The 23727-nt window shown below is 61.2% G+C and carries 18 protein-coding genes; 10 read left to right on the plus strand and 8 right to left on the minus strand.

The genetic code is table 11. From position 1 onward, the window contains the following. Window positions 1-151 precede the first annotated feature (151 nt). On the minus strand, window positions 152-778 hold the full coding sequence (locus CR103_RS13080) for a class I SAM-dependent methyltransferase (RefSeq protein ID WP_180279382.1): 627 nt from the start codon (window positions 776-778) through the stop codon (window positions 152-154). Window positions 779-874: 96 nt separating this feature from the next. Next, the gene (locus tag CR103_RS13085) at window positions 875-2371 is read right to left on the minus strand and encodes a lipopolysaccharide biosynthesis protein (RefSeq protein ID WP_099916426.1); all 1497 of its coding nucleotides are present in this window, start codon (window positions 2369-2371) and stop codon (window positions 875-877) included. A gap of 202 nt (window positions 2372-2573) precedes the next feature. Here CR103_RS13085 and CR103_RS13090 point away from each other — a divergent pair, with 202 nt between their 5' ends. Genes CR103_RS13090 through CR103_RS13120 form a run of 7 tightly spaced genes read left to right on the plus strand, consistent with a single transcriptional unit; the run spans window position 2574 to window position 8864 of the window. Beyond that, window positions 2574-3869, plus strand: coding sequence for an aminotransferase class I/II-fold pyridoxal phosphate-dependent enzyme (locus CR103_RS13090; RefSeq protein ID WP_099916427.1), 1296 nt, complete (start codon window positions 2574-2576; stop codon window positions 3867-3869). Further along, window positions 3869-4954, plus strand: a complete 1086-nt coding sequence (locus tag CR103_RS13095; protein WP_099916428.1) for a GNAT family N-acetyltransferase — start codon at window positions 3869-3871, stop codon at window positions 4952-4954. The genes CR103_RS13090 and CR103_RS13095 overlap by 1 nt, the downstream gene beginning before the upstream one ends. Before the next feature lie 10 nt (window positions 4955-4964). Next, window positions 4965-5210, plus strand: coding sequence for an acyl carrier protein (locus CR103_RS13100; protein ID WP_180279383.1), 246 nt, complete (start codon window positions 4965-4967; stop codon window positions 5208-5210). Beyond that, window positions 5210-6067 (plus strand): hydrolase 2, exosortase A system-associated, encoded by an 858-nt coding sequence (locus CR103_RS13105; RefSeq protein WP_099916430.1) that lies wholly within the window; start codon window positions 5210-5212, stop codon window positions 6065-6067. The genes CR103_RS13100 and CR103_RS13105 overlap by 1 nt, the downstream gene beginning before the upstream one ends. Continuing rightward, complete coding sequence (locus tag CR103_RS13110; RefSeq protein WP_307719704.1) at window positions 6001-6924, plus strand: hydrolase 1, exosortase A system-associated; 924 nt, start codon at window positions 6001-6003, stop codon at window positions 6922-6924. The genes CR103_RS13105 and CR103_RS13110 overlap by 67 nt, the downstream gene beginning before the upstream one ends. Then, window positions 6918-8210 carry a glycosyltransferase gene (locus tag CR103_RS13115; protein ID WP_229443047.1) on the plus strand — a complete coding sequence of 431 codons (1293 nt, stop codon included), beginning with the start codon at window positions 6918-6920 and terminating at the stop codon, window positions 8208-8210. Before CR103_RS13110 ends, CR103_RS13115 begins: the two co-directional genes overlap by 7 nt. Before the next feature lie 9 nt (window positions 8211-8219). Continuing rightward, window positions 8220-8864, plus strand: a complete 645-nt coding sequence (locus tag CR103_RS13120) for a tetratricopeptide repeat protein (RefSeq protein WP_143752598.1) — start codon at window positions 8220-8222, stop codon at window positions 8862-8864. On the opposite strand, the gene CR103_RS13125 is transcribed toward CR103_RS13120, so the two are convergent. The 6 genes from CR103_RS13125 to CR103_RS13150 form a co-directional block, all read right to left on the minus strand. Continuing rightward, window positions 8865-11147 carry a VanZ family protein gene (locus tag CR103_RS13125; protein WP_180279384.1) on the minus strand — a complete coding sequence of 761 codons (2283 nt, stop codon included), beginning with the start codon at window positions 11145-11147 and terminating at the stop codon, window positions 8865-8867. Next, entirely contained in the window at window positions 11122-12486 is a 1365-nt protein-coding gene (prsR, locus tag CR103_RS13130) for a PEP-CTERM-box response regulator transcription factor (RefSeq protein ID WP_099916434.1), read from the minus strand. Before prsR ends, CR103_RS13125 begins: the two co-directional genes overlap by 26 nt. Beyond that, window positions 12483-14606, minus strand: coding sequence for an XrtA/PEP-CTERM system histidine kinase PrsK (gene prsK, locus CR103_RS13135; protein ID WP_099916435.1), 2124 nt, complete (start codon window positions 14604-14606; stop codon window positions 12483-12485). Before prsK ends, prsR begins: the two co-directional genes overlap by 4 nt. Before the next feature lie 88 nt (window positions 14607-14694). After that, window positions 14695-16095: a TIGR03013 family XrtA/PEP-CTERM system glycosyltransferase gene (locus tag CR103_RS13140; protein WP_099916436.1), complete on the minus strand. Its 1401-nt coding sequence runs from the start codon at window positions 16093-16095 to the stop codon at window positions 14695-14697. Window positions 16096-16184: 89 nt separating this feature from the next. Beyond that, a complete protein-coding gene (locus CR103_RS13145) occupies window positions 16185-17225 on the minus strand; it encodes an SDR family oxidoreductase (RefSeq protein WP_099916445.1) in 1041 nt (346 codons plus the stop codon). Between the two features lie 108 nt (window positions 17226-17333). After that, a complete protein-coding gene (locus tag CR103_RS13150) occupies window positions 17334-18623 on the minus strand; it encodes a nucleotide sugar dehydrogenase (protein WP_099916437.1) in 1290 nt (429 codons plus the stop codon). Window positions 18624-19372: 749 nt separating this feature from the next. Here CR103_RS13150 and CR103_RS22720 point away from each other — a divergent pair. From CR103_RS22720 to CR103_RS13165, 3 genes are all read left to right on the plus strand, one after another. Next, a complete protein-coding gene (locus CR103_RS22720; RefSeq protein ID WP_180279385.1) occupies window positions 19373-19672 on the plus strand; it encodes a putative Ig domain-containing protein in 300 nt (99 codons plus the stop codon). Window positions 19673-19677: 5 nt separating this feature from the next. After that, window positions 19678-21702, plus strand: coding sequence for a hypothetical protein (locus CR103_RS13160; RefSeq protein WP_099916439.1), 2025 nt, complete (start codon window positions 19678-19680; stop codon window positions 21700-21702). Window positions 21703-21775: 73 nt separating this feature from the next. Further along, window positions 21776-23041 (plus strand): hypothetical protein, encoded by a 1266-nt coding sequence (locus CR103_RS13165; protein WP_143752599.1) that lies wholly within the window; start codon window positions 21776-21778, stop codon window positions 23039-23041. The last annotated feature ends 686 nt before the right edge of the window (window positions 23042-23727 follow it).

Raw genomic sequence — 23727 nt, forward strand, 5'->3', positions numbered from 1 at the left:
ACATAGATCGAATATTAGCATTTTATTATCTAAATCGTTGGTCGATTCGACTCAGTTGTGGCTGCCAGCCGACGCATTCTTTGAATCGGCATGCTTTTCGAACAGAACGTGAATCCATTTCGGCCGTGGCGTGACGAACGGCGCCTGCGCCTTACGGGCCAGCACGGCAGCTTTGGTCAAGGCACCTGTCGGCCAGCGTGCGTGCGACCGGTGTCGCCAACGCCGCACTGCAATGAATGCAGGGCTCGTCCTGGCCGTAGGTGCCGTACGGATTGCCAGCCGCCGCCATTAGCCGGGTCGACAGGAAATTGCTAACTTCCGACGTCTGCCCGACGAAGCTGGTTTGTGCAATCCGGCAGCCGGCGAACAGCTCGCTCAGCCGCTTCTCGTCGAATCGGTTGACGTGCCCCCATGGCGGGTTGGTCTTGCCGCAGTTCGAACAGGTCGAGCGGTCCAGCCGCAGATCCTGCTTGTACGGCACGCCGATCAGCAGGTGGCGGCGCGCCACCCGCGCCAGTTCCGCGCACGCCGTCTCGAGCAAGACGCTGGGAATATGTTCGAGCACTTCGGCGCAAAATACCAGCTCGAAACTGCCGTCGGCAAAATCGAGCGCGGTAGCGTCGCCCTTTACGCAGGTGATGCGCGGGTCGTGAATGGCGGGCTGCTCCAGGTCAAGCGCGGTGACGCTCACACCGCGATCGGCCAGCGCCATCGAGATAAAACCATCGCGCGCGCCGATGTCCACCGCCGTGCCTGCTTGCGGGGGAAGCATCGCCATCAAATCGGCTACGCGTGCCCTTTCAATCTCAGTCAGTCGCCAGTCAGCTTGCATGCAAGTCTCCAAAGGATGCAGCACATTGAAAAATGAAGCCGCCTACACCAGGTTCAGGCGCAAGCCGAGCTTGCGCACCGCATCGCCGGCGCGGTCAAGGCAAGCACGTTCAGCGCCGTCGGGGCGGCCCGACATGCGCCACAGCAAATACAAGGTGGCGGCGTACACCGCGGCGCCGGCCGCCACACACAGCAGCAATGCCAGTACATACGCAGGCGTCTCGTCGCCCAGCGCGAGCTGGCGTTTCAGGCCCAGCAGCGCGAATGCCATGATCAGCGACGCCAGGGCTGGTCGCCACAGCCGGGCACCGTAGGCAAACGCCGATAAATGCAGTTGCCTGGCGATCAGCACCTGGTTGACCGGCACCATGCAGATCGCCGTAATGAGAAACGACCAGGCGGCGCCTGTCGCCCCCCAGTACCAGGTCGCCGGCAGCAGTAAGGTGAACAATACGACGAACTGGGCTCCTGCGACAGCCGTGATCAGCCTTGGCCGCCCTACCGCCAGGTAGACGTAGCCAATATTTGTTTGCAGCGCGGTTAACACGCCATAGACAGCAAGCACTTGGATCAGCGGGATGGCGCTCAGCCATTTCCAGCCGAGCACTGCGGGCACCATCAAGTCTGCCACCGCGGCGATGCCGATACCTGCCGGCAGTGCGAACAGCGCGATGGCCGAAATAACTCCGAGGAAGCTGTTGCGCAATTGGTCAATGTCGTGGGCAAGCCGCGAATAACCGGGAAAGGCGGCGCGGTTGATCGGCGCGACCAGCTCGGTGGTTGGCAACGTCGAGATTTCAGAGGAAACAGTGTAGATGCCCAGCCCGGCGACCCCAGCGAACTTGCCGATGACAAATTCAGCCGCACGTCCGTTCAAGAAAGACAGCAAGTTATTTATGAATAACCATTTCGATGCATGGAACAGCTCGGACCTGGCTTTCAGCGAGAAGCGCGGCCGATAAGCGCTGACATAATAAGACAGTAATACCGCCGCCAGCGTTCCGGTTAACTGCCCAATCGCCAGCGCCCAATAGCTGCGCAGCCAAAACGCGATCGGGATCGTAACCAATACCGGCGCCAGCCGCTTGCAAAGCATGTAGTTGAATTCGCGGTCGAAGCGCATCTCGCGGCGGAAGATGACGGGGCCGATATTGGCGAAGCCAGCGGCAAAACAGCCAACCGCCAGCGTATAGACCACCGCTTCGAGTCGCGGCTCGCGGTAAAAGACGGCGACGAAATGGGCCAGCACGGCCAGCAGCGCCGCGCACAGCATGCCGAACAGCACGTTGAACGTCCATACCGTGTCGAACTGGTCACGGCCGGCATCGGCCTTTTGGATCAGGTGGACGTCGAAATTAAAGGCAAACAGCAGCTGCAGCGCGCCAATCAGCATCATCGCGATGGCAATCAGGCCAAAGTCGGCCGGCGCCAGCAGCCTGGCCAGCACAATGGTGCTGACGAGACCGACCCCACGATCGATCAGCTTGAATGCCACCATCCACATCGCGCCCTTGGCAATTTCGTCGTTAATTTTTTCCAAGGACTAGCTACCTTCCGCGATTGAGTCGCAACGCCATGCGGCCAGGCGTCTGGGCTCGTATTGTAGCAGCAAAAAATTGCCGATTTGTATCGAATATCCTTATTTTCTGCAACAAACCATGCTCATTTACATTACCGTGCAGCCAATTTTTGCCCTGCCGGGTTATACTCGAGAATGATGTAAAAATGGAAACTGAAGAATCATGGATACGCATGAAAAGCAGCCGGTCAACCGGGCTGTGCACCACCCCGCCGGCGTCGGTGGCGCCGCCGCGCCGGGCCTGGCACTGGCCGCGCCGCCGGTCCGTCCTGAATATCCGGCCGCCCATGCGCCGGTAAAACCGGTGCTGTCGTTTGCCTCTTTTCTCACACGCGGTGCGCCGCCGGTGCCCTCAATCCTGGATGTCGGCAACGCCAAACTGGTCACTAGCGGACGCATCGCGATTGCGCTGGCACTGCGCGAGATGAAGGTCGGCCCCGGCGACTGCGTGCTGGTTCCGGCGTTCCACTGCGCCTCGATGATCGAACCGGTAACCTGGGCCGGCGCTATTCCGGTGTTCTACCGCATCAAGGCCGATACCTCGGTTGACCTCGATGATGTCGCCGCCAAGATCGACGGCAACGTCAAGGTAATAATGGTCACCAACTATTTTGGCTTCCCGCAGGATTTGTCGGGCATCCGCGCGTTTTGCGACAGCCGCGGCTTGCTGATGCTGGAAGATTGCGCCCATTGTTTCCTCGGCCAGCAGCAGGGACGACCAGTCGGTTCCTACGGCGATTACGCGATTGCCAGCAGCATGAAGTTCTATCCGATTTACGAAGGCGGCATGCTGTTGTCGGCACGTCATTCGCTCGCCCCGGTCGCGCTGCACTCGGGCGGCATTGGTTTCGAAGCGAAAGCAGCGCTCAATGCGCTCGAAGACAGTTTTCAATATGGCCGGCTCGGGCTGGTAAAAGCCCTGCTGTGGCTGCCGCTGGCGAGCAAGGACCTGCTGTGGCGCTCGATCAAAGCGCGCAAGATCACGACTACCCAGTCGATGGTGCCGGGCTCGTCCGAGGGCGGCTTCAGTTTCGACCCCGCCTGGCTCGACAAGCGCTCTTCGCTGTTCTCGCGCTGGATGTTGAAACTGGTCTCGCGCTCCCGCATGGGTGCGCTGCGGCGCCAAAATTACCTGAAATTTGCGGCGGCGCTGGCGGGCCTGCCCGGCTGCCGTCCGCTGTTTGCGACCCTGCCCGAAGGAGTGTTTCCCTGGGTTTTCCCGTTGATCACCGACCATCCACAAACGGTATTCCACACCTTGAAGTCGCAGGGCGTGCCGATCATCCGCTTCGGCGAATACCTTTGGCCCGGCGTCGATGCGACAGTTTGCGTCAACAGCGTCGAGCTTTCGCGCTGTGTGATGTCGTTTTCCTGCCACCAAGAATTGCGCGGCAAGGAGCTGGACTGGATGATCATTAAAATTAAGGATGCGCTGCTTTCGCACCGCTCGCCATCATGATGAACTGGACTTTAGTGCCGGCGAGCGACTTTGCCAGCCATGCCGCAACCTGGCAGAAATTGAACCAGCAGGGGCCTGCTTCGACGCTCTTCGAACTCGAGTTCGTGCAGCCCCTGCTGGCCGAATTCGGCACCGGCAAGGAATTGCTGGTGATCTGTACATCGCAGCAGGCGGTGGTGGCGATGGCCATCATGGCGCCGAGCCGCACCAGCGCATGGGAAACCTTCCAGCCATCGCAAGCGCCGATAGGTATGTGGATGAATATGCCAGGTTGCGACCTCGACGACTTGCTGAACGGCTTGATGCGCAAATTGCCCGGCCTGCCGCTGGTGATCGGCGTGACCCAGCGCGACCCGTTCCTGTTCCCGCGCCCGCCAGACAGCGCCTCGCTGCAGACGCTCGACTATATTGACACTGCGCGCATTCAGATCGAGGGCAGCTTCGACGACTACTGGGCCGCACGCGGCAAGAATCTGCGGGCCAATTTGAAAAAGCAGCGCGCCCGACTGGTCAAGGAAGGCTACGCCGTGCGCATGGAAACGAGCCGGGCGCCGCAGCAAATGGCCGCGGCGGTGGCCGACTACGGACGGCTCGAAAGCGCCGGCTGGAAAGCGCAGGGCGGCACCGCGATTCACCCCGACAATAAACAGGGACGTTTCTACCGCAGCATGCTCGAGGGGTTCGCCCGGCGCGGTGCGGCCAGCGTGATCCGCTACTGCTTGAACGACAAGGTCGTGGCGATGAATTTGTGCATCGAAGGCAATGGTAGCCTGATCGTCCTGAAAACCACCTACGACGAAACCGTTCCTAGCCACTTGTCGCCGGCTTTCCTGATGCGCGAGGAAACCTGCCAGCAGATGTTTGCGGAGAAAAAGTTCTCCACCTTGGAATTTTACGGCAAAGTCATGGAATGGCACCTGCGGTGGACCGACGAGGTGAGGACGCTGTACCATGTGAACAGTTATCGATGGCCAATACTGCTTCGATTGCACACCATCCTCAAAAACCGCCAGAACCGCCCGTTGGCGCAAGCAGACGCCGTGCCGGCCGAACCAAATCAGCTCGAAAAACAACCGTCGGAATAATGAAATAATTATGTATCTCGAAGAAATCAAAACCATCCTCGCTGACGTGCTCAGTCTCGGCGCGGCGAAAGACACCCTGACCGAACAATCGGCCTTGCTGGGAAGCATTCCAGAACTCGACTCAATGGCAGTGGTTAACCTCATTGCCGCGCTCGAAGAACACTTCGGCATCGTTGTCGATGACGATGAAATCAGCGCCACCACGTTTGAAACCCTCGGTAGCCTGAACGCTTTCGTCCAGCAAAAACTGGCGTAATGGCGCAAGTTTCATCGGCCCCGCGCGCCGAGCCTTTCTTTTTGAAAGCGGAACCGGGCCAGCGCTTTTGCCTCTTCCATCCGCCGGCCGGCGCCTGCCGTGGTGCGGTGCTGTATGTGCCGCCGTTCGGCGAAGAGATGAACAAGGCGCGCCGGATGGCCGCCCTGCAGGCGCGCGCATTGGCGGCCGAAGGATTCGGCGTACTGCTGCTCGACCTGTATGGTTGTGGCGATAGCAGCGGCGACTTTGCCGAGGCCCGCTGGGACATCTGGAAATGCGATCTCGCGCTCGGCCAGCAGTGGCTGCTGCAGCGGCTCGGCTGCCCGGTCATCCTGTGGGGACTGCGTCTGGGCGCCCTGCTCGCGCTTGACTATACGCGCGGCGCGCCGGAAGCGCCGGCCAGCCTGCTGCTGTGGCAACCGGTGCAAAACGGGGCGACCTTCCTGACCCAGTTCCTGCGCCTGCGCATCGCCAACGACATGCGCGGCGAAGACAAGGAAAAAGGCGGCGGCACCAAGGCCCTGCGCGACACGCTGCGCGCCGGCGTCGCGCTGGAAATCGCCGGCTATGAGCTGGCGCCGGCGCTGGCCGAGGCCATCGAAGGGCTCGACGCCGCCGCGCTGATGGCGACCACCTGTCCGGTAGATTGGTTCGAGGCGGTGCCAGCCGACGGTCGTGCGCTCTCGCCCGGCGCCGTCAAGGTCGCTGCCGCCTGGCAGGCCGGCGGCGTCGACCTGCGCACCCACCTGGTCACTTGCCCGCCATTCTGGGCCACCCAGGAAGTGACCGAATGCGCCGCGCTGCTGGCCGCGACGTCGTCGGTACTTTCGTCGGTTTTGAGCGGAGCGGCAGCATGAATTACGAAGAACAGGCCATCACGTTCGACTGCCATGGCGCCTCTTTGTACGGCATCGCCAGCGTGCCGCAGCAAAGCGGCGCGCGCGGCGTGCTGATCGTCGTTGGCGGCCCCCAATACCGCGTTGGCAGCCATCGCCAGTTCGCACTGCTGGCGCGCAGCCTCGCTTCGCAAGGCATTCCCGCTATGCGTTTCGACTACCGCGGTATGGGCGACAGCGTCGGCGAGCCGCGCACCTTCGAAGAAGTCGGCCCCGACCTGCGTGCGGCGATCGACCACTTCATCGTTACCGTTCCCGGCATGCAGGAAGTGGTGATCTGGGGGCTGTGCGATGCGGCGGCGGCGGCCCTGTTCTACGGCGCCGAAGACGCACGCGTGTGCGGCCTGGTGCTGCTCAACCCCTGGGTTCGCACCAGCGGCGGCCATGCGAAGGCGACCCTCAAGCACTATTATCTGGAGCGCCTGCTGCAGCCGGCGCTGTGGCGCAAGATCGTCAGCGGACGTTTCAACTACCGCGGTGCGTTGCGCTCGTTGGCCAGCGTGGCTGGCGCTGCCGCCAAGCCGGCTGCAACCGGAAGCGGCGTCGGTCACGCCGCCGCCGCGGACGCGCCGCTGCCGGATCGCATGCTGGCGGGGCTGGCCAACTTTAAGGGAAAAGTCTTGTTGATACTAAGCGGGCGCGACCTGACGGCGCGGGAATTTTCCGACCTGGCGAAAGGGTCCGCCAAATGGCAGCGCCTGCTTGGCGCCAGCCGGGTCACCCGCCATGCGCTGGACGAGGCCGACCATACGTTTTCGCGCCGGGTTTGGCGCGACCAGGTATCGACATGGACCGGCGACTGGATCAAATCATGGTGAAGCGGGTATTGATGATCGCGTTCCACTTTCCGCCGCTGCGCGGCAGCAGCGGGATTCAGCGCACGCTCAAATTCGCCCAGTACCTGCCGCAGTTCGGCTGGCAGCCGGTAGTGCTGTCGGCCCATCCGCGCGCCTACGCCCAGAGCGGGCCGGACCAGTTGCGCGACATTCCGGCCGAGGCGGTGGTGCACCGCGCATTCGCCCTCGACACCTCGCGCCACCTGTCGATCAAGGGCCGCTACCCCAACTGGCTGGCGCTACCGGACCGCTGGGTCACGTGGGCGCTGGGCGCGGTGCCGGCCGGCCTGGGCCTGATCCGCCGCCATCGCCCGCAAGTGATCTGGTCGACCTATCCGATCGCCACCGCCCATGTGATCGGCTACGCCTTGCACCGTCTGACCGGTATCCCGTGGGTGGCCGACCTGCGCGATCCGATGACTGACGAGGGTTATCCGGCAAACCCGCTGACGCGCCGGGTCTACCAATGGATCGAAAAGAAAACGCTGCTCAATTGCCAGCGTGCGGTATGCACCACGCCCGGCACCATCAGGACGTACCGCACCCGCTTCCCGGACATTCCGGCGTCCCGCTTCGTGCTGCTTGAAAACGGCTTCGACGAAGAAAATTTTGCCGATGCCGAAAGCCTGGCAGCGGCGCCGCGCGACGCCGGCCGCTTCGCGCTGGTGCACAGCGGCGTGATCTATCCTTCCGAGCGCGACCCGATTCCCCTGTTCGCGGCGGTGGCCGCCTTGAAGGCGCAAGGGCTGATCGGCGCCGCCACGTTCGAACTGGTGCTGCGCGCTACCGGCCATGACGGCTACCTGGCCGAACTGATTGCGCGCTACGGCATCGGCGACGTCGTCACGCTGGCGCCGCACGTGCCCTACCGCGACGCGCTGGCCGAGATGGTCACGGCAGGCGGCTTGCTGATCCTGCAGGCGGCCAACTGCAATCACCAGGTGCCGGCCAAGCTGTACGAATACCTGCGCGCGCGCCGTCCGATCCTGGCCTTGACCGATCCGGCCGGCGACACCGCCGCGACGCTGCGAAGTGCCGGCATCGACACCATCGCCCCGCTCGACTCAAAAGAAGCAATCATGGACGCCTTGTCGCGCTTCCTGGCACTGGCGCTGGCCGGCCAGGCGCCGCTGGCCTCGCCCGACAAGATCAACGCCAACTCGCGCCGCGCCCGCACTGGTGTGCTGGCAGCGCTGCTGGACGCCATCGCGCTGGAAAGCCCGCTCGAACCGGCCGACGCCGCCAGACCTAGTCCGACCAAACAATAGGGAGTAGATATGAAAACCATGTGGTGTATCGGGGCCGCCCTCGCCCTTGCCCTCGTCCTCGCCACGGCGTCAACCGCAGGCGCGGCAGGTTATTGCGGCGACCTGAAAAACGCATATGGCCCGTTCGACTACCGTACTCGCGCCGCGCATGCGGAAAACTTCAACCTAGTCGAAAAAGACCACTTTACCGCGGGAATCGAAAACGGCATCAAAGGCAGCAGCGGCCAACTCGGCGCCGACCTCGACTATACGTTGCGCGCCATTCCGAACCACCACCGCGCGCTGGCCACGATGGCGCGGGTGGCGGTGCAGACCAAGTCGCTACAGTTGCCCGGCGCCAAGTATGCCGTCGAATGCTATTTTGAACGCGCGATGCGCTTCACGCCCGACGATGGCGCGGTGCGTGCCGAGTTCGGCACCTACATGTTTGCGCTGGGCAAGCGGGACAAGGCGCTCATTGCCTTCAAGGACGCCGCCGAGATGGCGCCGGAGAACGCCGCCATCAACTACAACCTTGGCCTGGCCTACTTCCAGCAGAAAAACTATACCGAAGCGTTGGTATATGCGAAGAAGGCATACGCGCTGGGCTTTCCTTTGCCGGGGCTGAAAAACAAGCTGGCCGCTGCCGGCAAATGGGACAACCGCGCCGAGTAACTACCTCGCACGGCGACGCTCAATAACTTTGGGTAAATCCACGTTAGCACATGGCGCCGACAGCGGCAGCAGGCGCCTGGCCAGCAGCACGCCGGTCGACACCACCACCAGCGCGGCGCCATCGAAGCTGCACCACCTAATGAGCAGCGTTGACGCCGACAGCAGCGCGTTGCGGTTTTCTCCCAGCAAAAATTGCACGCCGCTGAAAATCCTGCCGTTGTTGATGACCACCGGTTCGATTCCCTGGTTCAGCAGCCACCAGCGAGCCAGCACCAGCGCCGCCGTCACCAGCACCAGCACCGGCGCAGTGCGCGCGCCGCGGCGGTAACAGGCCAGCATCACCGCGTTGCCGGCAAACAGGGCAATCAGCAAAGCGAGGAAAACTGCGCCGCCGTCTGCCACCAGTTCGGTGATGTTGTCGGTGACTGCCAACTGCAGCACGACGAATGCCGCCAGCAGCCAGAATGGCAACAGACACAGGCTGTTCACAATGATCCGCGCGTTGCGGCCCGGGCGCGGACCGGCCAGCAGCGCCAGCAGCAGCGGAATGGCGAACACGGCATACAACGCCACGTAGCGCACCAGCCGTTCCGCCGCACTGACCAGTCCCCTCGGCCATGCGGCAAGGCCTACGCGCCAGGCCTCGCCCCAATAGTTGTCCTCGACGATGCGGCGGTACAGGTCGGGGGCGCCGATGATTTTCTCAAGCATAATGCCGGGGGTGGCGAGGTCGACCAGTACATAGCTTACCAGCGCGATGACGGCGACCAGCAATGGTCCGTACAGCGTACCGCGGCGGCGCTGTGCATCGAGCCGCAGCACCGCGCGCGCCACCAGCCACGGTCCGCCGCCGAGCCACAACAAAGCCAGCGAAAACACGGCTGCGCCCAACAGCGGCCGCTCGCCAAACAATTTTTTCAGGTTGTAGGGGATGCCGGGTAGTTGCACCAGGGTCCACATGGCGACAGTAAGCGCGGTGGCGCATGCTGCAACCAACACCCACGCCGGCGCCGGTCCGGCGCGGGCGGCCAGCGGTTGCGCCAGTGCCGGTGCCGGTGCTGGCTGGCCGGAGCGCAGCGCCACCGCGGCCGGCGCCAGCACGGCTGCCATCGCCAGCGCAGTGGTGTCGCCATGCAAACCGGCCAGCGCGACGCGCACCCATTCCAGCGCAGCGAGCAGCAACAGTACGGCGGTGCTCCACAAGTACGGGCGCGCACGCAGCCGGCTTGACGCCGCCATACCGGACCAAAGCAGGCTGCCGATTGCCAGCGCCTCGAAGGCCGCCGGCACGATCTCGTTGATGGCGCCTTGCCACAACACGTGCGAGAACGGCGTGAAGGTAAAGCCGGCGTCAACGGCCTGGCCACGATAGGGCGTCAGCACGGTGATCAGGTAGGCCGCCAGCGCCAGGGCGAAGCCGATGCCGGCGGCGCGCGGCGTGCGCCACTGCGCGACCAGGTAGCCGGCCGCCAGTCCGAGCGCGATGCCGAGCAGGGTTTCGCGCCGCAGGCTGCCGTACGGTACCAGCACCTCGAGGGTGATTGCCAGCGCCGCCAGGGCGACTGCGCCAAGCGCCGGCCGGCGCAGCAAGCCGACGCGGGCGACGGCAATGCCGGCCAGCGCCGCGGCCAGTGCGTGCTGTGTAAGGCGCATCAATTCGAAGGTCGGTGCGAACACGGCGCCCTTGACGTGTTCGCGCAGCAGGCCGATATCGAGGGTGGGGATGAACGGGAAAGATTCGTACAGCAGCCACAGCAGAACCAGCCCTGCCAAGAACAGGTCGCGTCCGGCCGCCTGCCCGGCCAATTGCGTGCGCAATGCGCGACGCACCCATTCCGCTATCAGGAAGCCGGCACCCATCCCGACGGTATTCCAGAACGCATCGGCCAGCGACGCGACGCGGCTGGGCAGGTACAACTGGACCAGCTGGATACCGATTGCCAGCAGCAGTATCGACAGCAGCGCGGCGATTGCGCGCGCGGCGCCATTGCGAAACGCCAGCACCAGGCTGACACCGAGGGGCACGAACAGGAAAAAATTATCCAGCGCATCAGACTGGTTCGCGAACACGCCATACTCGGCGAAAAACCGCTCGACCGGCAAGCCCTGGCTGACAAAATTGAACGGAAACAGCGAACCGTAGATGATGAAAGCTGCCACCGCGGCCAGGAACACATATGCAGGTACCGGCGAGGCGGCCGCGCCAGGCGGGCGTGTCGGTGTTGGCGTCGTCGGCAAGCGCACACCCGGACCGTTATCAGGCACTGGCCGACTTGATTGCATGCCGCGCCAGCAAGTCATACATGGTCGGCCGGCTGACCCCCAGCAATTCCGAGGCCTTGACGATGTTGCCGTCGACCCGGGCCAGCGCCTTGACGATCGCCTTGTACTCGGCTTCGTCGCGCACCTGGCGCAAGTTGAGCGGCTCGTCTTCGGCGGCCGGGCTTGATAAGCCGAGGTCGTCGGCGGCGATGGTCTGGCCGTCCGTCATGATCACGGCGCGCTTGATGCAGTTTTCCATTTCGCGCACATTGCCCGGCCAGCCGTGCGCTTCGATCGCGACAATTGCCTCGTTGTTGAAATGGAGGGACGAACGCGACTCCTGGGCGCTGAACTTGTTCTTGAAGTGGTGCGCCAGCAGCGCCGCGTCGCCCACCCGGTCGCGCAATGGCGGGATGGTGACGACGATCTCGGACAGGCGGTAATACAAGTCTTCGCGGAAGCGGCCGGTCGCGGTCAGGTCCTTGAGGCGCTGGTGGGTGGCGCAGACGATCCTGACATCGACGGCAATCTCTTCGTGGCCGCCGACCCGCTCGACGACGCGCTCTTGCAAAAAGCGCAGCAGCTTGGCCTGCAGCGCCATCGGCAAGTCGCCCACCTCGTCGAGGAAGAAGCTGCCGCCATGGGCCAGCTCGACCTTGCCCTTGGTTTGCTTGGCGGCGCCGGTAAAGGCGCCCTTTTCGTAGCCGAACAGCTCGCTCTCGAGCAGGTTTTCCGGAATCGCGGCGCAGTTGATCGCCATGAAGCGGTTGCTGGCGCGTGGGCTGAGCGCGTGCAGCGCACGCGCCAGCACTTCCTTGCCGGTGCCGCTTTCTCCCAGAATCATGACCGAGGCCGATGTCGGCGCCACCTTTTCGATGTTGCGGCACACCTTGAGCATGCCGGCGTCGCGCGAGATCACGCCGGCCATGGGCGAATCGACCTGCGATTGCTGCATGCGGCGATTTTCCTGTTGCAATGCATTGAGGAAGAAAGCGCGCTCGATCACCAGCCCCAGCACCTCCGGGTCGCACGGCTTCTGGTGGAAGTCGTAGGCGCCCATCGCGATCGCCTTGACGGCATTACCGCGTTCCTGGTTGCCGGTCAGGACAATCACCCGCGTCTCCGGCGCCAGCGCCAGGATCTGCTGCAAGGTGGCCAGCCCCTCGGTCGAGCCGTCCGGGTCGGGCGGCAAGCCCAGGTCCATCGTCACCACCGCCGGCTCATGGCGGCGGATCTGCGCCAGCGCGCTTTCGCGATCGCCCGCGACGACCACGTCATACGCGTCGAAACTCCAGCGCAGCTGCTTTTGCAAGCCAGGATCGTCCTCGATGATCAACAGTTTTTGTTTGGTTTGGGTCACCGCAAATCCTTAGGTACGCAGGCTGCCTGATTGATCGTGTGCGCTTCGTGCGCTTCGTGCACTTGGTGCGCTTGGTGTTTAAGCAGCGGCAAAATAATAGTAAAGCTGGAACCTTGGCCCGGTACGCTCGTTACTGCCAGTTCGCCGCCCAGTTCCAGGATATATTCCTGGCTCTCGAAAACGCCGATCCCCATGCCGGCCGATTTGGTCGTCTCGAAAGGCTTGAACAGGCGCTCGCGGATAAATTCCTCGCTCATGCCTTCACCGCTGTCGGTAATTCGGATCAGCACGGCCGCGCCGCGCCGGGCCAGTTCGATTCCGACCTGGCCGTCCCTGGCGGTGGCCTCGATCGCGTTCTGGATCAGGTGGCCGACCACCCTCTCGAGACGCTCCCGGTCGGCCAGCACGGTCAGGCCCTGATCGGTGACGCTCAGCACCGGTTGCGGTTGGAACCCGGCCTTGAGGGCGACGGCCTGCTTCACCAGGTGTTCGATCGACAGCGCTGCCGCGCGCTCGGGCGCCACACTGCGGCTGAGTTTTTGCAGCAGCAGCTTCATCTTTTGCACCGAATAATTGACCGTCTCGAGCATATCTTGCTGGAATTCGGGATTATCCTTGTGCCGCTCCGCATTCGACATCAGCAGCGACAACTGCGAGACCAGGTTCTTCAGGTCGTGCACCACGAAGGTCGACATCCGGTTGAACGACTCGAACTGGCGCGCCACCATCAGCGCATTGGCCGCTTCATACTGGGCCAGGTAGCTGGCAGCCTGGCTGCCGGCAATCTTTAGCAGGTCGATCACTTCCCAGTTCAGCTTGATGGCGCTGCGCGGCGCCATCAGCAGCATGAAGCCGAACAGCCGGCCCTGCATCATCAGCGGCACCCACAGCCAGCCACGCGGGTAGTCCAGCAGCCAGGCAGGCATCGGCACGTCGTCGTACTTGGCGGGCCAGTCCTGGTACTCGTGCAGGTCGACCACCCACTGCTTGCTGTCGAGGAAGCGGCAAAAAGACGAGTCCGCCGGTTCGCTCGCCGTGGCCGGCGCAACATGCCAGTTGGCGGCCGGCTCGAACAGGCCCGATTCGCGGCGCACCCACATCAGTCCGGCCGGGCTCTCGACCAGCGCGGCGACCGCCTGGATCACGCGGTCGCCCAAGCCCGGCCCGGCGCGCGACAAGGTGCCGGTAAAGCGCAGCCACTCTTCCCGGTAGTCGTAATTGTAGCTGTAGAAATGCTTGCTGATGAACACGCGCAGCCAGGCGCGGAAGCTGCCCGAAAACAGGATTCCGACCAGCAGGACCAGCGCGCCGAACAGGAACGTCACCTGCATCACCGAGCCCCAGCTGCCGCCGACATAGCGAAGGTAGTAGCCGGCCGAGCCCATCGCCAGCAAGTAGATGGCGGAGCCGAACAGCGCCGCCGAGTGGAACATGATGCGGCGCGATACCGCCAGTTCGGTCGACCAGGATGCACTGCGCATTACCGACGCGGCGATCAGCGGCACTGTCAGCGCGTTGACCGCGCCGCGCGCCGCCCAAATATCGGGATTAACACGGTGGAACAACATGACGTCGCTGTACAGGTAGAAGTCATAGACGAACATGCCGCCGATGCCGAGGCAGGCAAACTTGATGGCCCAGCGTTCCTGCTCCGGCTTGTTGCGGTACAACTGCTCGACCAACAGCATGCCCAGCACCGCCACGCCGATCCGCGCGGCCGCACTCGGCATCAGGCCGGTTTCGGTGAGGAACTCGAACTCTAACTTGCCGAGGACGGTGGCGCCGAAGAACAACAGGTAGAACAGGACGATCAGGACCAGACTCGGCCGCAGACGCATGGGCAGCCGGCTGTCCTTGTCCTGAAAATGGCCGATCAGGATGATCAGGAACGCCGACCAGCCACCGTTATGCACGATTTCGACGCTGTCGGTGAGCACCGACCATGGCGTCGGCTGCAGCGCCTGCCAAGCCAGCACCGCGTTCGATACCGCGGTAAGGGCCGCTGCCAACGACAGTGCGCGGCCATGCGCACGTCCGCGCCAGGTGGTCGACAGCAGTACGGTGAGCAACAGGAATGCCAGCGCAGCGATCGAATAGCTGAAGCTAGTAATGCCGGTCAATGTGAACCATCCATCTCGTCAGCCATAGTGCATGAAACATTTTCGATCAAAGTCGACATCCAAAGGGGGCGCAGTTCACCGGCCGTGATCAGCGGCCGCTGCGGAACAGCACCACTTTAAGCGTATCGATCAGCACCAGGATGTCGAGGAACAGGCTGTTGTTTTTTACATAGTACAGATCGTACTGGAGCTTTTGCAAAGCATCCTCGGCCGAAGAGCCGTAGCCATAGCGCACCTGCGCCCAGCCGGTGATGCCGGGCTTGATGCTGTGGCGCACGTTGTAGTAAGGCACCACTTCGATCAGTTGCTCGACGAAGTATGGCCGTTCGGGGCGCGGGCCGACGAACGACATCTCGCCCTTGAACACGTTGAACACTTGCGGCAGTTCGTCGATCCGGGCGCGGCGGATGAACTTGCCGATGCGGGTGACGCGCGGATCGTTCTGCGCCGCCCATTGCGGCTTGCCACCTTTTTCGGCGTCGTTGCGCATGCTGCGGAACTTGAGCACGTTGAACGGCTTGCTGTCCAGGCCGACCCGTTCCTGCAAATAGAAGACCGGCGCGCCGTCTTCCAGGTAGATCAGCAGCGCCGTCAGCAGCATGACCGGCAACGACAGCACCAGGATGATGGTGCTGCAGATCAGGTCGAAACCGCGCTTCATGAAGATGCGGATGAAACTCTGGTCGAAGCCGCCACCGAAAACCAGCCAGCTTGGCTGCAACGAATCAACCCGGATCTGGCACGTCTCGCGCTCGAAAAAGGTGGCCGCGTCGGTAACCTTGACGCCCTGCAGTTTGCAGTCGAGCAATTCCTTGATGGGGAATCCGCCCCGCCGGTTCTGCACCGACACCACAATTTCGGTGACGTTGTACTGGTTCGCCAGCGACACCAGCGAATCGCCGTCACGCAGTTTCAACAAGGTGTCGGCTGGCACACACAGCTCTTCGGACGGGATCGCGATGAAGCCGGCAATATCGTATTTGTGGTATTTGTTGCTCTGCTCTGCCAGGTCGCTGCATTCCTTGGCCAGCGGGCCGCCGCCGAGGAAGATGATGCGCGACTCGAAGAAGCGCTGCTCGGACGTCTTGAAGAAGATGATACGGGCGAGGAAGATGCCGGACGCGGCGATGAGGAACACCAGCAGCAGGATGCCGCGCCCGAAGTACAGTTCCGGCGCGATGTAAAACACCAGCGTCAGGATGACGAAACCCATCAGGAACGACGGCATCAGCTTCAGGAAGAACGGGTTGCGCAACCCTTCGCTGAAATTGAGCTGGTACATGCCCATCGCGCTCATGCTGAAAATGATGGCGCTGGCGAACGCGACGGCGGAAGTGAAGAAGTGTTCGAGGTGGGGTGCTGCCGGCGCGCCCGGGTCGAGCAGGCGCACGGCTGCGCCGGCGTACGCCGCGCCCAGCAGCACCAGCACTTCGACGAACAACAGCACGAAGACTATTTTCGACACATAGTGATTGGATATTTTTAACACATCAACCTCCCGATTTCTTCTTTGCCATGTCGCGCGACATCAGGCACGTGCCCGGTCGCCATCGTTGCGCGGCATTTTCTTTTGCTCGATCACTTGCTGTTGCTCGTCAGGCTGTGGACGTACCAGTCCATCGCCTGTTTCAGGCCCTCGGCAATGCGATGGGTCGGCGCGAAGCCGAGCCGGGCCGCCGCCTTTGAGATATCGGCTTGCGAATGGCGCACGTCGCCGGCGCGAAAGCCGACGTACTGCGGCTTGTGTTCGCGCACGTGCGGAAAGCGCTCGCGCAGCAGTTCGCACATCATCGCGTGCAGCTCGTTCAGGCTGGTGCGCTGGTTCAGCGCCACGTTATACACTTCATTGACGGCGTCCGACCCGTCGGCCAGCGCGGCAAGCAGGTTCGCCTGCACCACATTGTCGATGAAGCAAAAATCGCGGCTGGTTTCACCGTCACCGTTGATGAACAGCGGCTTGTTACCGATCAAAGCAGCAATCCACTGCGGGATCACCGCGGCGTAAGCGCCATGCGGATCCTGGCGCGGACCAAAAACGTTGAAGTAGCGTAATCCAGTCGTCTCGCTGCCGTAGGTGCGCGCGAACACGCTAGCGTAGAGTTCGTTGATGTATTTGGTGACCGCGTACGGCGACAATGGATTGCCGATGACCGCTTCCTGCTTCGGCAGCGCCGGATGGTCGCCGTAGGTCGAGCTCGACGCGGCGTAAATGAAACGCTTGACCTTGGCGTCGCGGCTGGCGGTGAGCATGTTGAGGAAACCGGTGACGTTGGTGTCGTTGGTGGCGATCGGATCCTGGATCGAGCGCGATACCGATCCCAGCGCAGCCTGGTGCAAAATATAGTCGACGCCTTCGCAGGCCTTGGCGCAGTCATCGAGCTTGCGGATATCGCCATGCACGAAGTCGAAGCGCTGCCATGCATCGGCGCCGACCAGGTCCTTGACCTGGTCGAGATTATGCTGGTGGCCGGTAGCGAAGTTGTCCAGCCCGGTCACGCGCTGGTTCAGCTTGAGTAAAGCCTCGACCAGGTTTGAACCAATAAAACCGGCGGCGCCGGTCACCAGCCAATGGTAGTTGTGCGCGCGCAGGTGCTGCTGGATGTCGTTAAATTTTGTCACTGTGCTGTCCTGTTTATTCAATTGTGCGCGACGCCATGCGCCAGGCGGTAATCCGCAAATATCCAGCGCCACCGCATCACTGCGGCGGCGCCGTTTTCAAGCCATGATTTACAGGCGCCAGACGCTAAAGCCGGCGTCGCTGATCGCCTTCTCGTCGAATTGCGATTTGACGTCGATGAAGCAGCCGCCGTCGTTCAGCTTCGCTTGAAAGTCCGCCAGCGGACGCGCCAGCAATTCTTTGTGCGATACCGCCGCGATAAGGGCATCGGCGCGCGGCAAGTCTTCCCAGCTGACCAGTTCGATGCCGTATTCATGCTGCGCATCGGCGTTTGACGCCACCGGGTCATAGACGTGGACATCGACGCCGTAAGACTGCAGTTCGTAGACGATATCGGCCACTTTCGAATTGCGCAGGTCCGGGCAGTTTTCCTTGAACGTCAGGCCGATTACGTTTACTTTTGAACCCTTGACGTTGAAACCGGCGGCAATCATGGTTTTCACGGTTTTTTCGGCGACGAACTTGGCCATGCCGTCATTGATGCGGCGACCGGCCAGGATCACTTGCGGATGATAGCCGATCATTTCGGCCTTGTGCGTCAGGTAATACGGATCGACGCCGATGCAATGGCCGCCGACCAGGCCCGGGCGAAATGGCAGGAAATTCCACTTGGTGCCGGCCGCTTTCAGCACGTCGAGCGTATCGATGCCGATTCTGTCGAAAATGATCGCCAGTTCGTTCATCAGCGCGATATTCAGGTCGCGCTGGGTGTTTTCAATCACCTTGGCCGCTTCCGCCACCTTGATGCTGGAAGCGCGGTGGACGCCGGCGGTAATGATCGATTCATACAGTTTGGCCACCAGTTCGAGCGTTTCGTCATCGTCGCCGGACACCACTTTCAAAATCGACGTCAGCGTGTGCTCCTTGTCGCCCGGATTGATCCGCTCCGGCGAGAAACCAACGTGAAAATCCTGTTTCCATTTCAGGCCGGAATGCTGTTCCAGGATCGGGATGCAGACTTCCTCGGTGGCGCCGGGATAGACGGTCGACTCGAAAATTACGATCGCGCCTTTTTTCATGTGCTGGCCGACGGTTTTGCTGGCACCGGCAAGCGGCGTAAAATCAGGATTGTGGGCGGCGTCGACCGGGGTCGGCACCGCCACCACGATATATTTGGCATCGGCCAGCGCGGCCGGATCGGTGCTGACGGACAGCCGTTCGGCCGCTCTCAATTCTGCCGTCGACAATTCGCCTGTGGGATCAATATATTTTTTGTAGCTTTCAATCTTGCTGCTGGAAAGATCGAACCCGATCGTGGTGCGCTTTTTGCCGAACTCTACTGCCAGCGGCATGCCGACATATCCAAGTCCTACTACTGCTACGATGTCTTCTGATTTCATTAGCGAGTTCCGTTCGAGAATCAATTTTTGCTATTATAATAACTTTTAATATAACACAGAAATAAAGTCGCCTCAATTTAAAGCAACGGAATTTGTCTAAAAGAAACCACAATCCCGATATTAAGTTATTTGAATAACAGCAGTCTGCTGCGTCAAATTAAGCGCAACGCATTTTGGCGTTCATGCTGTCCGCCACTAGCTGGATGTTAAATCGCCGGCACAATCGCATTACCTCCCGCATCGCACGTTTGGTCCGTGTCACGTTGGGCCAATATACGCGCTCTGTCGTTATCAAAAATATCACTTTGTAACGACCTACAAAAAGTGTCGCGGCGCGGCGGCGTGCCCAACACACCGTAAAGCCTGCAATTTTAGCACTTCTTATCGACAATTTTATTCGTGCAACAACAACATTGTCGCGCCAAGGGTACGGTCTCGCGTACCCGCATTATTCATGATTTCCTACGACAATGGTTTCTCGAAATAATTTTCTAATGATTTTGAGCAACAAGCCGTTAATCATGAGAGCCTAGAATCAAATCACACGACAACATGTCATGTGATTGGTAAAACACCATTTATTTTTGACAACACAGTTGCTAATGGACAATACTCTCATTTCCCGCAAGCACCCACAGGTTCGCAGCGCAGCGTCGCCATCGCGCCGTTCCTTTATCAGGTACTTTAGTGTGAGCGCCGCCGCGCTGGCGGTCGAGGGTTGTGGCGGAGGAGGCGCCGGTGGCACTGCTGTGACCACACCAGTCGCGCCGCCGGTGCCGGTGCCGGCCCCTCCCGTCGCCCCCCCGGCCCCGGCAACCCCGGTCTGGCTGTCGATACCAACCATTGCATTTACCCAAGGCTCGCCATCAAGTTTCTCGGTCGCCGATTACATCACTGCAACCAATGCCGCGGCGTTGACCTTGACACTGAACGCGCTCCCCTTGCCTGCCGGCGTCACTTTTAACGCCGTGAATCGGACCTTCGACTACGATGGCCGCGGCGCCGTTGCCGCGACCGACGGTCACGTTTTGACCGCAATCGAAGCTTAATCCCCATGATCCAGATCTTCTCCAATCTCTTTTCGATCCAGATCCTGCCGGCGCCGGTACTGGTCGCTTCGTTCGATCTCACATCGGCCATCGGCGGCGCCAACCTGCCGTTCGCTTTAGGATATGCTTTCAGAAAGGGCGACGTGCCATCTGGCGCCCAAGTGACCGGCGACCTTCCGGCGCTGCAGGTAGTCGGAAAAAACTGGTGGCCGGACGGCTCGCTCAAGTTTGCGTCCATTTCTGGACGCGCCGGCCTGGACGCCGGCGTGGCGCGCAAGGTCAAGCTCGGCGTCGGTGCGGCTGGCGCCGGCACCGTGCTGTCCACCGCGGAGCTGCGCGCGACCGGCGCCACAGCCAGCGTCAGTGCCGGCAGTTTCGGCGCCGCCGCTTGGGCGGGCGCCGACTGGGACGCGCCGTTCCAGAGCTGGATCAGCGGCCCGCAGATGAGCTCGTGGGTGTATCGCAAACCCGTCGGCAGCGACCTGCACCTTGTCGCGTGGCTTGAAGTGCGGCTGTACGTCGGCGGCGTCGTCGAAATTCTGCCCTGGATCGAAAACGGCTACCTCAACCTAGCCGGCCCGACTAACAAGAACGCCGAGTATGTTTTCTCAATGGGTGGAACCGAGCGCTTTCGCAGCACTTTCAACCTGCCGAATCACTGCCGTTCCGTTCTGCTGTCGGGCACACGTTTCAGCTATTGGCTTGGCATCGACCCGCAGATCGTTCCGGCCCATGACAAGGCCTACTTGCAAGCGACGCGGCTGGTGCCCGCGTATGGCGCCGCCATTGCGCCGTCAGCCAAGGTATGGTCGAGCCTGGCACAAACCTACAATCCTTTACAACAAGGCAATTATTCAAACGAAATGGGGATGGGGGGGTACCAAACTGCGATTGGGCTGTTGCCCGAATGGGATGTGCTGTACTTGGCTAGCAACAACGCGCGCGCTTACGCCGGCGTGATCGCCAACGCGTACAGTTCGGGCCGCTTTGGTATTCACTACCGCGATGAAACGACCCAGCGGCCACTGCGGTTTTCCAGCTACCCCAACCTGGTGACGGATGGCGGCGCGAGCACGGGAATTGCGAACACTGGCGCCTCGAGCAAAAATACCTTCACGCCGTCAGCCAGCGGGACGCCGCCGCCGACCTGGGATAGCCCGCATCACCCGTCGGTGGGTTTTACCGCCTATCTGCTTACCGGTCGATTCTATTTTATGGAGGAGGTGCAATTCGCCGCAACGGTAAATTTCTTGAAGAACACCGACCATCAACGCAAATTTTCCAGCGGTGTTTTCCAATCAAATGCTGGCGCCAACACTACCCGCGGGGCTGGTTGGGCCATCCGCACCCTTGCGCAAGCGGCTTGCGTCACGCCCGACAACGACATCGTCTTGCGCGCCGAATTCGCCGCGTCGATGGCTGCGAATGCCGAGTTCTATTATGCGACCTATGTTGCCCAGCCGAATAACCCATTCGGCTTCGTCGCGCCCTACTCCAACTACACCACGGGCGCAGGCTACTATTCTGAATCAGCATGGATGCAGGATTTCTTTACGGCGGCGGTCGGATATGCCATTGACCTTGAAACGGCGATGCAATCGGTGAGTGCAGGCCGGCTCGCTGCCTTTTTCGCGTGGAAGGCGCAAAGCATCATCGGCCGCCTCGGCGGCACCGCCCCGACAGAGTATCTGTATACGCAGGCAGGCGTCTATACCGTCGCCGTCGCGCCGGCAGAAAACGCCAATTTCATCAATGGCAGTGGTCCCTGGTACAAGAACTGGGGGGAAATCTACGCCGCAACAATTAAAACTCCCAATCCCGGCACTAACGGTCCGCTGACCGGCGGGAATTTTCCGGAAGCGACCAGTTATTGGGGCAATCTGCAGCCGGCAATTGCCTATGCGGTTCAACACAAGGTCGCAGGAGCCCAAGCCGCTTACGCCCGCATGCGGAACGCGCCCAATTGGAGCGCGCTTGAAAGCAGCTGGAATGACGCACCTGTATGGAGTGTCGTACCACGAACTCAATAAAATGCTGCGCAGTTAGCTCTTGGTTGTAAGCTAGAGCTTCCGCGCACACCATCGGCAAGAAAGGCAGCCATTCGTGGCGCAATCATCGTCCAATTTATTCAAGGTGGAGATCCAACCTCCACGCGTCCCCGGCGCCGTTCCGGCATGGGTACCGCCGTCCGGTTATTTTGCCGATGTCCCGATGTTGAACAATCCGCAGGATGTGACGCCGCATATTTTTGCCGGCGACAGCTTTGGCACTGACAGCCCTTTCGTTATGTGGGGTGGCAGCGCGATATTAAGTGACTACAGCCCGCTCGGTGCCCAGGTTTATTATGCTGGCGGCCACGAAGCCAGTTACACGCAGCCAAATATGCAATTCACGTTGATTTGCGATTTCTCAACTCTATCGTGGAGTACCGCCAATATCCCGGTTTACGCCAATCCGGCGAATACATTTGGCGCCAAGGGACTCGCATCCGACGGCACCCCCATGTGCCCGCATACTTATCTCGGACTGCAGGAGTGTCCTGCCGCTTGGGGTGGCGGCAAACGCGGATCATTGTTGTCGTTTTTTTGGGCCGGCAGCAGGCTACCCAACAGAATCAACATCGCCGACGTGTCGGTGAAGACGCACGGCTATTCGCAACTTGCCACCACCCAACCTCAAAATGCTGACCCCACCATGATCCGCTTCAGCCAGCAATCCGCCGACAGCGGCACCTACCCGATTACGGTAATGGATAGTGTCAGGCAGGGCTGGTGGGCGGCCCCAACCGGCTCGGCCGACTACACGCTATTCGTCAGCAAGACCGGAGAAATTCGCCAGTATCCTGCGGTGGGCGGCAATCTCGCCAATGGTGCGCTGGTCCTGTGCACGTCCTTGGACCTTCTGGTTGCCATAGACGGCGGCTATGCGTCCGGGCCGAACGCAGGCAACGGCTTTCGCGCGCTATACATCCGCGACCTCAAAACCGGAGCGATGACGCGCACGACAACAACCGGTATCGTGCCATCGGTGGCCAACGGCTATGACGGCAGCGTCGGCACTTTCCGCCGCCCGGACACGATGGGGCTGCAATGGGTGGAAGAACTGGGCTGCGTGGTTGGACTGGACCAGTCGGTATCGCCGCCGGTGGTGGTCAAGCTGACGCCGCCAGCAAGTAACCCGGCCACCGCCACGTGGACCTGGAGTACGGTCGCGAGTTTGAAGCACTCACCAACGGACAGCGGCGGCCAAGCCAACCTTCAGGTAGCGCAAAACGGCGTGTGGTCAAAATTCCGATGGGTGCCGTCGCTGCAGGCCTTCGTCTATGGCACGGCGAAGCATCGCAAGCCGCAGGTTATCAAGATAATATAAGGATAAAACGAGCGCCGGCAGAAGCAAAACAGGGGCTTCGCATTGCGTTAATCGCCACGCGCCAAAGCCGCAGTTGTTTGGCGATCCGCGCGATTGCGGCGTGGAGCGATCGCCGCAGTCCGACCGCTTCCACCGGCACCAGCTCCACCGTGGTTGAAAATAACGGCCCCTCTGATATTACGCACCGCCCTCGCGCTCGGACGATTCATCGCTCCAGGCCGGCTCCAACGCCTGCTGCAATGCCAATCGCGCCATCACTGGCACTGGACTTTTCTTTGAGCAACGCGATAGCACTGTATCCATCACCATGACTCCACCTCTCGACATGCCCAGAAATGCCTTGGAACGGGGAGGAATAACCCTAGAGTGCCTGAGATTCATTTTTAAGGGGCTGGCACTTTTGCGCCTTTGGCACGCTAGAGTCGCGACCGGCAGAAGGGACGAACACACAGTTACCCTTTTTGATGATGGGCGCCATTTGCCGATGTGTGCCTATTCCGGCTGTCGATAAACCTTACGATTTCAAATCAACTTGTTTCGCATGAAACCTATGCCATTGGTGACTATTTAGCCGCTATGCAGCGAGCCGAATTGGATCGCCATTGAAGGCGCGCCGCAAGACGTCGAGCATGCCGTGGCCTTGTTTGCGCAGCGTGTCGAGGCAGGAGCGGATGACGCAGAAATTC

The organism is Massilia psychrophila (assembly GCF_002760665.1).
In the GTDB taxonomy this organism is placed as follows: Bacteria; Pseudomonadota; Gammaproteobacteria; order Burkholderiales; family Burkholderiaceae_D; genus JAFCUW01.